The organism is Imbroritus primus, from assembly GCF_964332355.1.
GTDB classification, from domain to species: Bacteria; Pseudomonadota; Gammaproteobacteria; order Burkholderiales; family Burkholderiaceae; genus Imbroritus; species Imbroritus primus.
In genome coordinates this window covers 2,506,377-2,519,808 of the sequence record NZ_OZ201293.1, presented here as the reverse complement: position 1 = coordinate 2,519,808, position 13,432 = coordinate 2,506,377, and the positions used below count along the sequence as shown (strand labels likewise).

Below are 13,432 nucleotides of genomic sequence, written 5' to 3'. Positions count from 1 at the left end.
GGAGGCCGGATGGCCGGGCGCGGTATCATGCCTGCCTTTGGAACACGGCGTGCGCGCCGGCCAGGACGGGAACACCATGGAACACTTGACAGAACTGCTGGGCATGCTGCTGCACCTCGACAAATCGCTGGGCGTGGTGATCGCGCAATACGGCAACTGGGTGTATGTAATTCTCGCGGCCATCGTGTTCTGCGAAACGGGATTGGTGGTACTGCCGTTCCTGCCCGGCGATTCGCTGCTGTTCATCGCCGGCGCCTTCTCGGCGGGCGGCGCGATCCATCCTGTCTTGCTGGTGGCCCTACTGGTCGCGGCGGCGGTGATCGGCAACACGGTCAACTATACGATTGGTCGCTGGACGGGCTTCAAGATCTACGAGCATCCATCGCGCTGGATCGACCGGCAGGCACTGCGCCGCACGCACGATTTCTACGAGCGCCACGGCGGCAAGATGCTGGTCGCGGCGCGCTTCATCCCGGTGGTGCGGACGTTCGCGCCCTTTGTGGCGGGCGTGTCGCAGATGGACATGCGGCGTTTCCAGCTCTTCAATATCGCCGGCGCACTGCTGTGGGTTGTTGGACTGGTGAGCCTGGGATACTTCTTCGGTAATCTGCCGTTCGTGCGTGAACACCTGAGCACGATCGCTCTGGTGGGCGTGTGCGCGGCCGTGGGTCCGCTGCTGCTGGCAGGCCTCTGGAAGCTCGTGCGGCGCGCGTGAGCGCGTATGTCATGCCGGCGCGCTGCCGGCAGTGAAGGCTGGCAGGGAGGACGCCGTAGCGGGCAGGGGTCTGGCAACAGGCCGGCAACCCGCCGGTTTCAGCTGGTGTTGCGGCTCATCATGCGCAGCGTCGGCAGGCGCTCGCGCAGTTGTTCGGCATCGCTCGCGTCCGGACGGGCTTCGAGATAGGCTTCGAGGTCTTCGACCGCAGGCCGGAAGCATTCCAGATTGGCATACGCCAGCCCACGGTCGCGGATCTCCTCGATGGAGTTCGGCAGCAGGATGACAAGCCGCTCCTGTACGCCGAGCATACGTTGCCAGCGCGCTTCCTGCAGGTAAATGGCTTTCAGATTGCGCAGCATGCGCGCGATGATGTCGCGGTGCGAGGCCACCTGCAGGAACAGGCCCAGCGGGATGCCGTCACCGTTGTCTTCCAGGCTGCTGCGGCCCTCGTTCTCGAGAAACGGTTCGAGCATCTCCTGCAGTTCTTCCTTCGACAGCGTATGGCCGCTGAGCGGGTCGATGATCACCTCGCCCGCCGGAATCGACATGCGCAGCAGGAAGTGATTGGGAAACGCCACGCCTTTCAGCGGCAGGCCGACCTGCTGGCCGATTTCCATGTACAGCACGGCCAGTGAGATCGGGATGCCCCGGCGCGAGCGCAGCACGGCGTTCAGGTAGGAATTGTCCGGATCGTAGTAATCGTTCGGATTCTGGCCGAACCCCAGGTCGCGGTAGAAGAACTGGTTGAGCAGGCGCAGCCGGTCGATGGCCGGCGTGCCGCCGGGAATCTGCTTGCGCAGCCGCTCGGCGAGCATGTCGATGCTGGCCAGCTCCGCCTGCAGGTCGAGGTCGGGGTACGCATCCAGCGCAATCGCCAGCGCGGTTTCCGTGAGCGGAATGCTGTCGTCATCCGCGACGAGGCTGGTGAAATAATCGAGAACCTTGGTACTGGGCATGCGAAAGGCGGCGTCCAAATGATTCTGGCATCGTCGAGCGGCGTGCCGTACACCGTGTACGGCCTGCGCTTGCCGGGTCAGAACCGCTGCGCTTCATGCTGCGGCTACGCTGCCATCACTCAGATGGCCTTGCGCCGGAACATGGAGAACGGGAATTTCATTACCCACAGTGTACCGAAGTACACGACGGCTGACAGTGCCAGGCAACCGGCCAGCATCGCGATGCGCAGCAGCGGCTGCCCGCGCAGCGCCAGCCAGTCGATGTGTTCGGCCAGCCACAGGAGCACCCCGGCGAGGATCAGGATCGCGCCCAGCACCTGCATGGTGAATAGCCCCCAGCCCCTGGCGGGATGGTAGATGCCTTTCATGCGCAGGCCGATGAACAGCAGCAGGGCGTTGACGCATGCGCCGAAGCTGACTGACAGCGCCAGTCCGGCATGCTGGAACTGCGGCACGAACAGCAGGTTCGACAACTGCGTGACCACCAGCACCACCAGCGCGATCTTGACCGGCGTGCGGATATCCTGGCGCGCATAAAAGCCGGGCGCGAGGATCTTGATCAGGATCAGGCCGAGCAGACCGACGCCGTAGAACACGAGCGCCTGGCGCGTCATCTCCACATCGAGTGCGCTGAATTTGCCGTAATGGAACAGCGTGGCGGTCAGCGGCGTGCCGAACACGAACAGACCGACGGCCGCTGGCGCGGCCAGCAGGCAGGTCAGGCGCAGGCCCCAGTCGAGCAGGCCTGAGTATTCCGCCACATTGTTTTCCGCATTGGCCTTGGACAGGCTGGGCAGCAGTACCGTGCCGAGGGCCACGCCGAGCAGCGCAGTCGGGAACTCCATCAGGCGGTCGGCGTAGGTCAGCCACGAGACGCTGCCGGCCTCGAGCCGCGAGGCGATATTGGTATTGATGATCAGGCTGATCTGCGCCACCGAGACGGCCAGGGTGGCGGGCAGCATCTGCCGCAGGATGCGGCGCACGCCCGGATTGCGCCACGCTGTGAGGAAATGGAACGACAGGCGCGGCAGCATGCCGAGCTTGAGCAGCGCCGGCACCTGCAGGGCCAGTTGCAGGACCCCGCCGACCAGCACGGCAAAGGCCTGCGCATAAATCGGCGTATCGAGGTGCGGCGCGACGAACAACGTGGCGACGATAAAGCTGAGGTTCAGCAGTACCGGCGTGAAGGCCGGCACGGCAAATTTGCGCCACGTGTTGAGAATGCCAGAGGCCAGCGCCACCAGTGAAATGAGGCCGATGTACGGGAACATGACGCGCGTCATGAACACGGCCGACAGATAGGCATCATTTTCCTGCCCGCGGAAGCCGGTGGCGACCAGGGTGACGATGAGCGGCGCGGCGATCACGCCGAGCAGCGAGACGGCCACCAGTACCCAGGCCATCACTACCGTTACGGCGTCGATCAGCTCGCGCGCCGCCGGTTCGCCGTGGCGGTTACGGTACTCGCCCAGGATCGGCACGAAGGCCTGAGAGAACGCGCCTTCGGCGAACAGCCGGCGCAGCAGGTTCGGAATGCGGAAGGCGACATTGAAGGCGTCGGTGAATTCCGAGGCGCCGAACGCCCGGGCGATCAGCGTTTCGCGGATCAGGCCGGTGATGCGCGAGAGCATCGTCAGGCTGCTGATCGTGGCGACGGCTTTGAGTAGATTCACAGTAGCGGGAGGCCTGTCGGCGGATGGGCGAGGCCAACATGCGGCGTGGGCGCCACAGGGTTGGGCGGGTCAGTGTTGGGCGTATTATACGGATTCCACTTGCTTTGCCGCCGCGCCCGTCAACGGGTTTGCGTTCAGTGCGAAAAACGTCGTATAATTGCCGATTCTAGGAATTCTTGCGCTCCGGCTTTGTTGATCAAACGTGATCAGGCGGTGAGCGACAGTCACCGAATTTAGCGAATTAGGAACAAAAATGGCCAATACCGCACAAGCCCGCAAGCGCGCCCGCCAGGCAGTTCAGCAGAACCTGCACAACTCCAGCCTGCGCTCGCGTCTGCGTACCGCTGTGAAGAGCGTGCGCAAGGCAATCGATGCCGGCGACAAGGCGGCTGCCGCTGCTGTGTTCAAGGATGCACAAGGCACCATCGACAGCATCGCCGACAAGAAAATCATCCACAAGAACAAGGCTGCCCGTCACAAGGCTCGCCTGAGCGCCGCCATCAAGAGCATGGCCGCCGCCGCTTAAGCGGTCAGGCAGGCGCAGCGGATCTCCGCTGTTCGGCTCCCGCACTGCCGGGAGTATGAAAAACCCGCCATTGGCGGGTTTTTGTCGTCTCTCTCACCGGCGTTGCCCCGGCAAGGCTGCCAGCGGCAATGGTCTGCTGCGCAGGCGGCGGGTTGTCCGGTGTTTTCGGCCGTGCCGGGCGGCTCAGTCAGGCATCGAGCACGCTTCCACCAGCTGCAGATCGTTGTCGCGCGCAAAGTTGAGCACGAAGTCGAGCGCTTTCGGCTCGATGTCGCGCAGGCGTACATCTACCACCACGCATTTCACCCCCCCAGACATCACCGGGCGCACATACGGCGAAAACGTAAAACGCGGGTCTCCGGTATCTTCCGGCGGCCGGAACTGCGACATGACGCCGCACAGGCGTTCGGCCCAGTCGCTAGGGCGAAACGGTTTGCCGGCCTTGGTAACGCCTTGGATGAAATACTCGCGCGGTGAGGGTGTCATATCGGCTCTGATGTGCGGGTTCGCTCATCCACCGGCCCGCTGCGCGGTGACGCAACGGACGCGGGTGGCCGGCGATGGAGGCTGGCGCAGGGCGCCGGCCCGCCTGCCCGGCGTTGCGCAGGGGTACACGCAGCCACCGGAAAGTCGGCAAGTATTATATCTTATATAAGACTTGATGCTGCTCCCCGAGGGGGTAGCCGGAGAGGTACGACGGTCGGTGAAGCTGGGGTTGGAGCGGTCTTCCAAGCGTGATACCTCCGTGTGACAGGGCGATGTGTATCAGGTGTCCGGGCATGGGGCCTGATCGTACGCCTGGGTGCCCGGATGGCATGGAGCCCCGTCAGCATCCCGCACTGGGAATGCCGATTGCAAGCGCTGTCTGCGCGTGACCGCGCGACGCGGTATGGCCAGCAACCCCGCGGGTGATGCAAGCCTTACCTGTGATTTGGCTTGTCGCTGTCGGGTGTGCGTATGCCATCTTCCCGGGGCGGCATCGGTGCGCGGAATGACGCGCGTGCTTGCCGGCGCACCCCAAGCCTCGCCATTCTTGCGGAAATCCCTTATGATTCAAGACTTAATCAATCCAAGGCGGCTCAGCCCAGGCTTCGGTCCATGGGCCACACGGCCGCCTGTTTCGTTTTATGTCGCAAGCACCCATCAAGCACTATCTGAAGTTTGACGATCTGACGCGCGACGAAGTGGTCTATGTGCTCGAGCGCGCGGGCATTCTCAAAGCCAAGTTCAAGAACTACGAGAAATGGCACCCGCTGCATGACCGCACGCTGGCCATGATCTTCGAGAAGAGCTCCACGCGTACGCGACTGTCGTTCGAAGCAGGCGTGCACCAGCTGGGCGGCCACGCCGTGTTTCTGAACACGCGCGATTCGCAGCTCGGTCGCGGTGAGCCGATCGAGGACTCGGCGGAAGTGATTTCGCGCATGGTGGACATCATCATGATCCGCACCTTCGGCCAGGACATCATCGAGCGCTTCGCCAAACATTCGCGCGTGCCGGTGATCAACGGATTGACCAACGAATACCATCCGTGCCAGGTGCTGGCCGACATCTTCACCTACATCGAGCATCGCGGCCCCATCGCCGGCAAGATCGTGGCGTGGATCGGCGATGCCAACAACATGTCGTACACCTGGATCCAGGCGGCCGAGAGCCTCGGCTTCACCTTCCATTTTTCCGCACCGGTCGGGTACCAGCTTGATCCGGCCATGGTCTCGCCGTCGGCGCAGCCGTATGTGAAAGTGTTCGAAGATCCAATGCAGGCTGCTGCCGGCGCGCATCTGGTGACCACCGACGTGTGGACGAGCATGGGCTTCGAGGCCGAGAACGAAGCCCGCCTGCGGGCCTTCAAGAACTGGATGGTGACCACCGACATGATGGCGCTGGCCGATCCGCAGGCCCTGTTCATGCATTGCCTGCCCGCGCATCGCGGCGAGGAAGTCCAGGCCGAAGTGATCGACGGCCCGCAAAGCGTGGTGTGGGACGAGGCGGAGAACCGCCTGCATGTGCAGAAGGCATTGATGGAATACCTGCTCTGCGGCCGTTTCTGAGCTGCACCGGGTCCCTGCACTGTCCGGGCCTGCCTGATCGGCCTGCAATCGTGGCAAAATACGGGTTTCCCCGGGATTTGCGGGCTTGAGGTTCAGGTCCCGCAAATCCAGAATCTACGCGCAATCGAGTTCACCATGAGCGATATCAAGAAAGTCGTGCTCGCCTATTCCGGCGGCCTGGACACTTCAGTGATCCTGAAGTGGCTGCAAGATACCTACCACTGCGAAGTCGTTACCTTCACCGCGGATATCGGCCAGGGTGAAGAGCTCGAGCCCGCACGCCAGAAAGCGCTCAAGTTTGGCATCAAGCCGGAAAACATCTTCATCGATGACTTGCGCGAAGAGTTCGTGCGTGACTTCGTCTTTCCGATGTTCCGCGCCAATACCGTCTACGAAGGCGAATACCTTCTCGGCACGTCGATCGCCCGTCCGCTGATCGCCAAGCGCCAGATCGAAATCCTGCGCAGCACCAATGCCGATGCAGTGTCGCACGGCGCGACCGGCAAGGGTAACGATCAGGTGCGTTTCGAACTCGGTTACTACGGTCTCGAGCCGGGCGTGAAGGTCATCGCCCCGTGGCGCGAGTGGGACCTGCTGTCGCGCGAGAAGCTGCTGGCCTACGCCGAGAAGGCCGGCATCGAAATCGACATGAAGCACAAGAAGGGCGGCGCGCCGTACTCGATGGACGCCAACCTGCTGCACATCTCCTACGAAGGCCGCCACCTCGAGGACCCGAAAGCGGAAGCCGAAGAAGACATGTGGCGCTGGACGGTATCGCCGGAAGCGGCGCCGGATGCCGCCGAATACCTCGACATCGAATACGAGAAGGGCGACATCGTAGCCTTGAACGGCAAGCGCATGTCGCCTGCCGAAGTGCTGACCGAGCTGAACCGCCTGGGCGGCAAGCATGGCATCGGCCGCCTCGACCTGGTTGAAAACCGCTATGTCGGCATGAAGAGCCGCGGCTGCTACGAAACCCCGGGCGGCACCATCATGCTCAAGGGTCACCGCGCCATCGAATCGATCACGCTCGACCGTGAAGTCGCCCACCTCAAGGACGACCTCATGCCACGCTACGCCAGCCTGATCTATAACGGCTACTGGTGGAGCCCGGAGCGCCGCGCGCTGCAGGTCCTGATCGACCACACCCAGGCCAACGTCAACGGCTGGGTGCGCGTGAAGCTGTACAAGGGCAACGTCATCGTCGTAGCGCGCGATTCGAAGGACACGCTGTTCGACCAGACCATCGCGACGTTCGACGACGATGGCGGTGCGTACAACCAGGCGGATGCGGGCGGGTTCATCAAGCTGAATGCGCTCCGCATGCGGATTCAAGAAAATGCTAGACGCAAACGCGGCTAGCATTTCGGTGCAGGCTAACTTTGCGCAGCAAAGTTAAGTGCCGCAGGCACGGCCGGAGCCACAATGCGTGTCGCAAGCGTGGCTGAGGTTCTGCAGCATAACCATTGACACAAGGCTCCCACGCGGAGCCTTGTTTTTATCCTTGGAAATACACCATGAGCCAATTCAACGAAGTTTCCGTCGTCAAGAAAGCCAACGTCTATTTCGATGGCAAGTGCGTAAGCCATACCGTGATCTTCGCCGACGGCACGCGCAAGACGCTGGGCGTGATTTTCCCGTCGTCGCTGACCTTCAATGTCGGCGCGCCGGAAGTCATGGAAATCACCGGCGGCAGCTGCCGTGTGCGTCTTGCCGGCGCATCGGAGTGGACGACCTATGCGGCAGGCCAGTCGTTCTCGGTGCCGGGTGACAGCAGCTTCGACATCGAAGTGACCGAGATGGTGGACTACGTCTGCCACTACGGCTGATCGCCCGGTCGGCTCGCGCCGGCGCGCGGCGAGGCGTAGCGGGGTCGCAGCCCGGATGGCCCGGGATGGTCGGATAGCCGCGCGGTGAGCCCCTGCCTGCACACCCTGTAGTGCATGTTGCCCGCCGTGCCGATTGGCCAGAGTGATGGGCCACGCTGATCGGCGCGCCATTCTGATTCCACGCATTGCCTGCAATCGGATGAACGCATGACGAAAACCCCTTCGCCGTCCAGCAAACCAATCAACCTCGCGCTGCAGGGCGGCGGTGCACATGGTGCGTTTACCTGGGGCGTGCTTGATGCCTTGCTCGAGGATGGGCGTTGCCATTTCGAAGGCATCAGCGGCACCAGCGCCGGCTCGATGAATGCCGTGGTGATGCTGGGCGGTTTGCTCGAGGGCGGAACAGAGATGGCGCGTGAGCGCCTGGCGCAATTCTGGTTCGGCGTCTCGCAGGCCGGCTCCCCCATGAGCACGGTCGGCCAGGGGCCGCTCGGCATGCTGCCCGGCAGTGCATTTGGCGCTGTCTGGCCGGTGCAGGACTGGATGCGCGTCTGGGGCACATGGTGGCAGGCTGCGACGCAGGGTTCTTCCTATCACCCGCTGCGGGATCTGCTCGAGCAGCACGTCGATTTCGAGCGCCTGCGGGCCTGCCGCGATGTCCATGTATTCATCGCCGCCACGGACGTCAACAACGGCAATGTGCGCGTGTTCCGCACGGGCGAGCTGTCATCCAGCGTGGTCCTGGCGTCAGCGTGCCTGCCCTACCTGTTTCCTGCAGTGGAGGTCGGTGGCCGCCATTTCTGGGATGGTGGCTACATGGGCAATCCGGTGCTGTATCCGTTTTTCTACGAGACGGCGACGTGCGACATCCTGATCGTGCACGTCAATCCTATCGAGCGGAAAGACGTGCCGGACCAGCCGCAGGAAGTGATGGAGCGTCTCAACGAGATCACCTTCAACGCGTCGTTGCTGCGTGAAATGCGGGCCATTGCCTTTGTGCAGAAATTGCTCGAGGAAGACTGGCTCAAGCCGGAGTATCGCGACCGGCTCAAGTACATCCTGCTGCATTCGATCCGGGCCGACGAGGCGCTGGGGGACCTGTCTTCCTCGTCGAAGCTGATGACGGACTGGAACTTCATCCAGATGCTCAAGGAGCGCGGGCGCAAGGCCGGCAAGGCATGGCTGAAGCGGCACCATGCCGATATCGGGGTGCGCGGGACGGTCGATATCCGGCGCGAGTTCCTGCGCGACGATCCCAATATGTGAGGGCGCGCAACGATCCGTCGTTACAGCACCACGGGCTCCGGTTCGATCGCTACGCCAAAGCGTGCCTGCACCGCTGCCTGGATCTCGGCGGCCAGTGCCATCAGCTCAGCCCCGGTCCCGCCGCCATGGTTGACCAGTACGAGCGCCTGGCGCTCGTATACGCCGACCTGGCCTATGCGCCGCCCCTTGAAGCCGCACTGATCAATGAGCCAGCCCGCGGCGAGCTTGACGCTGCCGTCCGCTTGCGCATAATGGACCAGTGTCGGAAAGCGCACGAGCAACGCCGCAGCGGTTTCAGCCGGGACGACGGGATTCTTGAAAAAGCTGCCGGCGTTGCCGACCTGGCGCGGATCGGGCAGCTTGCGGGTGCGCACGGCCACCACGGCATTGAAGATCTCGCGGGCAGTCGGCGCCTCGATGCCATGGCTGGCCAGTTCGGCGGTCAGGTCTGCATAGGCGGTGTGCGGTTGCCACGCGCGCGGCAGGCGGAAGGTCACGGCGGTGATGATGTAACGCTCGCGGCCGGCCCGCTTGAACAGGCTGTCGCGATAACCGAAGGCGCAGTCGGCCGCGTCCAGCGTGACGAAGGTCCGGGTGGCGAGGTCCAGCGCGCGCAGCGTGTGGAAGCGGTCCTTCAGTTCGACGCCATAAGCGCCGATGTTCTGGATGGGCGCGGCGCCGACGGTGCCGGGGATCAGGGCGAGGTTTTCGAGGCCGGGCATGCCATGCGCCAGCGTGTATTCGACGAAGCCGTGCCACGATTCGCCTGCGCCTGCCATGACGAGCCATGCATCCGGCGTTTCGGTGACGGTAATGCCGCGCATGGCCATCAGCAGGACGGTGCCGGGCAGGTCGCGGGTCAGCACGATATTGCTGCCGCCCCCGAACACGTGCACCGGCCCGGTAGCGACCCGCGGGTCATCCAGCGCTGCCAGCAGCGCGGCTTCGGATTGGATATGCGCTGCATAGCGCGCCGTGGCCGCGAAGCCGAAGGTGTTGTACCCGGCCAGGGCAACTTGCCCTTGCAAGTCGGGTAGGGAGGATTCGGCGGAAGGCGTGGTCATGGTTGGATAAGTCAGTACTGACTGAATTATACGGATGTTGGGCGCCGCGACCCGATGAGCGGGATGTATGCGAATGCGCATGCAGACGCGGTGGAGTGCATGATTTTGATGAAGGAGAACAGGAATGCCGTCGTTTGACGTGGTGTGTGAAGCCAATATGGTCGAACTGAAGAATGCCGTCGAGCAGGCCAACAAGGAAATCTCGACACGCTTCGATTTCAAGGGTTCGGATGCGCGGATCGAACAGAAGGATGTCGAACTGACCGCCTACGCGGATGATGATTTCAAAATGGGTCAACTGCGCGACGTGCTTGTCGGCAAGCTGGCCAAGCGGGGTGTCGATGTCCGCTTCCTGGAAGACGGCAAGCTCGAGAAAATCGGCGGTGACAAGCTCAAGCAAACCATCAAGATCAAGAAGGGCGTGTCGGGTGATCTCGCCAAGAAGATCGTGCGCCAGATCAAGGATAGCAAGATGAAGGTGCAGGCCAGTATCCAGGGCGATGCCGTGCGCGTCACTGGCGCCAAGCGCGACGACCTGCAGGCGGTGATGGCCATGCTACGCAAGGACGTGTCCGACGCGCCGCTGGATTTCAACAATTTCCGCGATTGAGCGGGCCTCAGTGCGCGTCTGCGAGCTCAGGTATCAGGCTCGAGCGGTAAGTGATGCGCCGCTTGGACTGGTAGCATGACAACGGGCGCCTTGGGCGCCCGTTGTCATTGTTCATCCCGCAGATGGTGCAGGCTATTTCTTCTTGTCGCCGATGCGGCTCTCGGTACCGGCCAGCAGCTTGGTGATATTGCTGCGGTGGCGCAGCACCAGCAGGGCAGCCATCACGGAGATTGCCAGCGCGATGGGTGTGGTGCCGAACAGCAGCACGTAGAAGAACGGTGCGAACACGGCCGAGACCAGCGCCGCGAGCGAGGAGTAGCGCAGGAACAAGGCGATGATCAGCCAGGTTGCCAGCGTCGCCAGTCCCAGCCACGGATGTACGGCGAACAGGATGCCGGCAGCCGTGGCCACACCCTTGCCTCCCGCAAAGCGGTGGAAGATCGGGAACAGGTGGCCAAGGAACACGGCCACGATGACAATGGCGACGCCGGTCTGGTCGAGGCCGTAATCCGGCCCGAAGAGGCTGGCCAGCCACACGGCGAGCCAGCCCTTGAACGCGTCGCCCAGCAGTGTCAGCACCGCGGCTTTGCGATTGCCGGTGCGCAGTACGTTGGTCGCGCCGGGGTTGCCCGAGCCGTACGAGTGCGGGTCCGGTAGCCCCATGGCCTTGCTGACCACGACAGCGAAGGAAATGGAGCCGATCAGGTAGGCCGCGAGCGCAAAGAAAGCAGTTGTCGTTTGCATGGGATGAAGCGGTAAGACGATGCGCGATTGTAGCGCAGCGCGGCATTCGTATCGCGCGGCGGGGAATCAGGGCTAATCATCGAGTGCACAGTGCACCGGCGTCGCATTCAGTAGTTGCGTGAGCAAGGCCGGTGCGATGCCGACCAGGTAGCCGCGCTTGCCGCCATTCAGATAGATCCGCTCGAGCGCCAGCACGGACGCTTCCACATAGACGGGCATCGCCTTGCGCAAGCCGAAGGGTGAGGTTCCGCCAACCAGAAAGCCGCTGTGCCGTTGAGCGACCTCCGGCTTGCAAGGCTGAATCGACTTGCGGCGGGTCTGGCGCGCCAGGTTCTTGGTGGACACCGAGCAATCGCCATGCATCAGCACGATGAGCGGCTTGGCCTGCTCATCCTCCATCACCAGCGTCTTCACCACATGATGTTCCTCGACGCCGAGCTGCCGTGCGGACTCGCCCGTGCCGCCATGCTCGACGTAGGTGTAGGGATGTTCGCTGAAGGCGGCGCCGTGCTTGCGCAGGAACTGCGTCGCTGGGGTTTCGGAGATGTGTTTCTGCTTGCTGCTCATGGGACAACGATGAAAGAGAAGAGGCGCGGGTTTAGCCGCGTGGGTGATGCTGTTGGTGGAGGTCGCGCAGCCGTTCGCGCGCCACGTGCGTATAGATCTGCGTGGTCGAGATGTCGGCATGGCCGAGCAGCATCTGCACCACGCGCAGGTCCGCGCCATGGTTCAGCAGGTGCGTGGCGAAGGCGTGCCGCAGCGTGTGCGGTGACAGGTGAGCCTGGATATCCGCGTGGCGCGCATAGCGCTTGACTGCATGCCAGAAGGTTTGCCGCGTCATGCCGCCGCCGCGGGCAGTGACGAACAGCGCGTCGCAGCTGCGCGCGCCGAGCAGGGCCGGGCGGCTTTCCTTGAGATAGCGCGCCAGCCATTCGCCAGCCTCGCCGCCGAACGGCACCAACCGTTCCTTGCCGCCCTTGCCATTGGCGATGCGCACCACGCCTTCGTTCAGGCCGATTTCCATGGTCTTGAGCGCCACCAGTTCGGAGACGCGCAGGCCGCTCGCGTACATCAGTTCGAGCATGGCGCGGTCGCGCAGGCCGAGCGGTGTGTCGATGGCAGGGGCCGCAAGCAGCGCTTCCACCTGCTGCTCAGACAGCGTTTTCGGGATGCGCGCCGTCTGGCGTGCGGTGGGCAGCAACTGGCATGGATCGCCGGCGACGAGGCGCTCGCGGATCGCCCAGCGGTAGAAACGCTTGAACACGGTCAGCCGCCGGTTGGCGGACGAGGCGCGGGTCTGCGCGTGGCGCGCGGCGAAGTACTGGTTGAGTTCGGTTGGCGTGACCGAGCAGAGTGCGGTGCTCGTGTGTTCGGCGAGCCAGGCGTCGAGCGCGCGCAGGTCACGGCGGTAGGCGTCGAGCGTGTTGCGCGACAGTCCGTCCTCCAGCCACAGGGCGTCACAGAAAGTATCGATCACGGTGCTGCCACTCATGTCAGCATCACGCCTTCATGGCGCAGCAGCCAGCGCTTCACGTCGAGGAAGAAGCCGTCCGCATCGTGATTGGCGAAGCCGCCGATGCCCGCAGCAGACACGACCCGATGGCACGGAATCACGATGGGATACCAGTTCGCGCCACAGGCCTGCCCCACCGCGCGCGGCGCGCTGCCGATGTTGCGGGCGATGGCGCCGTAGGTGGTCACGGCGCCCCGCGGCACCGCGCTGATGCGGTTCCATACCTGTTGCTGGAATGCCGTGCCGGCCGGGGCGAGCGGCAGCGTAAAGACCGCATCCGGGTTGGCGTAGTAGGCATCGAGCTGGCGCGCCACCTTGCGCGTCAGTGCGCAGCTGGGCGCCTGGTCCGGCATGCTGTCCGGCAGGTACACGAGCTCGCGCACCATGCCTTCGGCGATCCGCACACCCACCTTGCCGAATGGGGCAGGCAGCACAGCATCGAAATGACGGTTCATGATGAAAAAGAGGCATCCGAAGATGCC

General features: G+C 63.4%; 15 protein-coding genes. 7 read left to right on the top strand and 8 right to left on the bottom strand.

What is annotated here, in order from left to right; all coding sequences use genetic code 11:
* Nucleotides 1–76: 76 nt before the first annotated feature.
* Nucleotides 77–715, top strand: coding sequence for a VTT domain-containing protein (locus tag ACQ3C8_RS11580; protein ID WP_009523379.1), 639 nt, complete (start codon nt 77–79; stop codon nt 713–715).
* A gap of 98 nt (nt 716–813) precedes the next feature.
* Here the strand turns inward: ACQ3C8_RS11580 and ACQ3C8_RS11575 are convergent, their stop codons facing one another.
* Nucleotides 814–1,674: a SirB1 family protein gene (locus ACQ3C8_RS11575; RefSeq protein WP_009523378.1), complete on the bottom strand. Its 861-nt coding sequence runs from the start codon at nt 1,672–1,674 to the stop codon at nt 814–816.
* A 119-nt stretch (nt 1,675–1,793) separates the two neighbouring features.
* Nucleotides 1,794–3,347, bottom strand: coding sequence for a murein biosynthesis integral membrane protein MurJ (gene murJ, locus ACQ3C8_RS11570; protein WP_009523377.1), 1,554 nt, complete (start codon nt 3,345–3,347; stop codon nt 1,794–1,796).
* A gap of 253 nt (nt 3,348–3,600) precedes the next feature.
* On the opposite strand from murJ, the gene rpsT reads away from it, so the two are divergent.
* Nucleotides 3,601–3,873: a 30S ribosomal protein S20 gene (gene rpsT, locus ACQ3C8_RS11565; protein WP_009523376.1), complete on the top strand. Its 273-nt coding sequence runs from the start codon at nt 3,601–3,603 to the stop codon at nt 3,871–3,873.
* 183 nt (nt 3,874–4,056) lie between these two features.
* Here rpsT and ACQ3C8_RS11560 read toward each other — a convergent pair whose 3' ends face one another.
* Nucleotides 4,057–4,359 (bottom strand): DUF3579 domain-containing protein, encoded by a 303-nt coding sequence (locus ACQ3C8_RS11560; RefSeq protein ID WP_009523375.1) that lies wholly within the window; start codon nt 4,357–4,359, stop codon nt 4,057–4,059.
* 641 nt (nt 4,360–5,000) lie between these two features.
* Between ACQ3C8_RS11560 and argF the strand changes: the two genes are divergently transcribed.
* The 4 genes from argF (at nt 5,001) to ACQ3C8_RS11540 (ending at nt 9,019) form a co-directional block, all read left to right on the top strand.
* Nucleotides 5,001–5,924 carry an ornithine carbamoyltransferase gene (argF, locus tag ACQ3C8_RS11555; RefSeq protein WP_009523374.1) on the top strand — a complete coding sequence of 308 codons (924 nt, stop codon included), beginning with the start codon at nt 5,001–5,003 and terminating at the stop codon, nt 5,922–5,924.
* Nucleotides 5,925–6,059: 135 nt separating this feature from the next.
* On the top strand, nt 6,060–7,286 hold the full coding sequence (locus tag ACQ3C8_RS11550; protein ID WP_009523373.1) for an argininosuccinate synthase: 1,227 nt from the start codon (nt 6,060–6,062) through the stop codon (nt 7,284–7,286).
* Between the two features lie 155 nt (nt 7,287–7,441).
* Nucleotides 7,442–7,753 carry a pyrimidine/purine nucleoside phosphorylase gene (locus tag ACQ3C8_RS11545; RefSeq protein ID WP_009523372.1) on the top strand — a complete coding sequence of 104 codons (312 nt, stop codon included), beginning with the start codon at nt 7,442–7,444 and terminating at the stop codon, nt 7,751–7,753.
* Between the two features lie 207 nt (nt 7,754–7,960).
* The gene (locus tag ACQ3C8_RS11540; protein ID WP_009523371.1) at nt 7,961–9,019 is read left to right on the top strand and encodes a patatin-like phospholipase family protein; all 1,059 of its coding nucleotides are present in this window, start codon (nt 7,961–7,963) and stop codon (nt 9,017–9,019) included.
* 20 nt (nt 9,020–9,039) lie between these two features.
* Here the strand turns inward: ACQ3C8_RS11540 and murB are convergent, their stop codons facing one another.
* Nucleotides 9,040–10,083, bottom strand: a complete 1,044-nt coding sequence (gene murB, locus ACQ3C8_RS11535; protein WP_138750705.1) for a UDP-N-acetylmuramate dehydrogenase — start codon at nt 10,081–10,083, stop codon at nt 9,040–9,042.
* Between the two features lie 124 nt (nt 10,084–10,207).
* On the opposite strand from murB, the gene ACQ3C8_RS11530 reads away from it, so the two are divergent.
* Nucleotides 10,208–10,693 carry a YajQ family cyclic di-GMP-binding protein gene (locus ACQ3C8_RS11530; RefSeq protein ID WP_009523369.1) on the top strand — a complete coding sequence of 162 codons (486 nt, stop codon included), beginning with the start codon at nt 10,208–10,210 and terminating at the stop codon, nt 10,691–10,693.
* A gap of 132 nt (nt 10,694–10,825) precedes the next feature.
* On the opposite strand, the gene plsY is transcribed toward ACQ3C8_RS11530, so the two are convergent.
* The 4 genes from plsY to ACQ3C8_RS11510 form a co-directional block, all read right to left on the bottom strand.
* A complete protein-coding gene (gene plsY, locus ACQ3C8_RS11525) occupies nt 10,826–11,437 on the bottom strand; it encodes a glycerol-3-phosphate 1-O-acyltransferase PlsY (protein WP_009523368.1) in 612 nt (203 codons plus the stop codon).
* A 72-nt stretch (nt 11,438–11,509) separates the two neighbouring features.
* Nucleotides 11,510–12,004, bottom strand: a complete 495-nt coding sequence (locus ACQ3C8_RS11520) for an aminoacyl-tRNA deacylase (RefSeq protein WP_428851655.1) — start codon at nt 12,002–12,004, stop codon at nt 11,510–11,512.
* Between the two features lie 31 nt (nt 12,005–12,035).
* Nucleotides 12,036–12,929 (bottom strand): site-specific tyrosine recombinase XerD, encoded by an 894-nt coding sequence (xerD, locus tag ACQ3C8_RS11515; protein WP_009523366.1) that lies wholly within the window; start codon nt 12,927–12,929, stop codon nt 12,036–12,038.
* Nucleotides 12,926–13,405, bottom strand: a complete 480-nt coding sequence (locus ACQ3C8_RS11510; RefSeq protein WP_009523365.1) for a methylated-DNA--[protein]-cysteine S-methyltransferase — start codon at nt 13,403–13,405, stop codon at nt 12,926–12,928. The genes xerD and ACQ3C8_RS11510 overlap by 4 nt, the downstream gene beginning before the upstream one ends.
* Nucleotides 13,406–13,432: the final 27 nt, after the last annotated feature.

Bases quoted from the DNA above. Each gene is read 5' to 3' on its own strand.
- ACQ3C8_RS11580 (WP_009523379.1), top strand. From the start codon at position 77: ATGGAACACTTGACAGAACTGCTGGGCATGCTGCTGCACCTCGACAAA.
- ACQ3C8_RS11575 (WP_009523378.1), bottom strand. From the start codon at position 1,674: ATGCCCAGTACCAAGGTTCTCGATTATTTCACCAGCCTCGTCGCGGAT.
- rpsT (WP_009523376.1), top strand. From the start codon at position 3,601: ATGGCCAATACCGCACAAGCCCGCAAGCGCGCCCGCCAGGCAGTTCAG.
- ACQ3C8_RS11560 (WP_009523375.1), bottom strand. From the start codon at position 4,359: ATGACACCCTCACCGCGCGAGTATTTCATCCAAGGCGTTACCAAGGCC.
- argF (WP_009523374.1), top strand. From the start codon at position 5,001: ATGTCGCAAGCACCCATCAAGCACTATCTGAAGTTTGACGATCTGACG.
- ACQ3C8_RS11550 (WP_009523373.1), top strand. From the start codon at position 6,060: ATGAGCGATATCAAGAAAGTCGTGCTCGCCTATTCCGGCGGCCTGGAC.
- ACQ3C8_RS11545 (WP_009523372.1), top strand. From the start codon at position 7,442: ATGAGCCAATTCAACGAAGTTTCCGTCGTCAAGAAAGCCAACGTCTAT.
- ACQ3C8_RS11540 (WP_009523371.1), top strand. From the start codon at position 7,961: ATGACGAAAACCCCTTCGCCGTCCAGCAAACCAATCAACCTCGCGCTG.
- murB (WP_138750705.1), bottom strand. From the start codon at position 10,083: ATGACCACGCCTTCCGCCGAATCCTCCCTACCCGACTTGCAAGGGCAA.
- ACQ3C8_RS11530 (WP_009523369.1), top strand. From the start codon at position 10,208: ATGCCGTCGTTTGACGTGGTGTGTGAAGCCAATATGGTCGAACTGAAG.
- plsY (WP_009523368.1), bottom strand. From the start codon at position 11,437: ATGCAAACGACAACTGCTTTCTTTGCGCTCGCGGCCTACCTGATCGGC.
- ACQ3C8_RS11520 (WP_428851655.1), bottom strand. From the start codon at position 12,004: ATGAGCAGCAAGCAGAAACACATCTCCGAAACCCCAGCGACGCAGTTC.
- xerD (WP_009523366.1), bottom strand. From the start codon at position 12,929: ATGAGTGGCAGCACCGTGATCGATACTTTCTGTGACGCCCTGTGGCTG.
- ACQ3C8_RS11510 (WP_009523365.1), bottom strand. From the start codon at position 13,405: ATGAACCGTCATTTCGATGCTGTGCTGCCTGCCCCATTCGGCAAGGTG.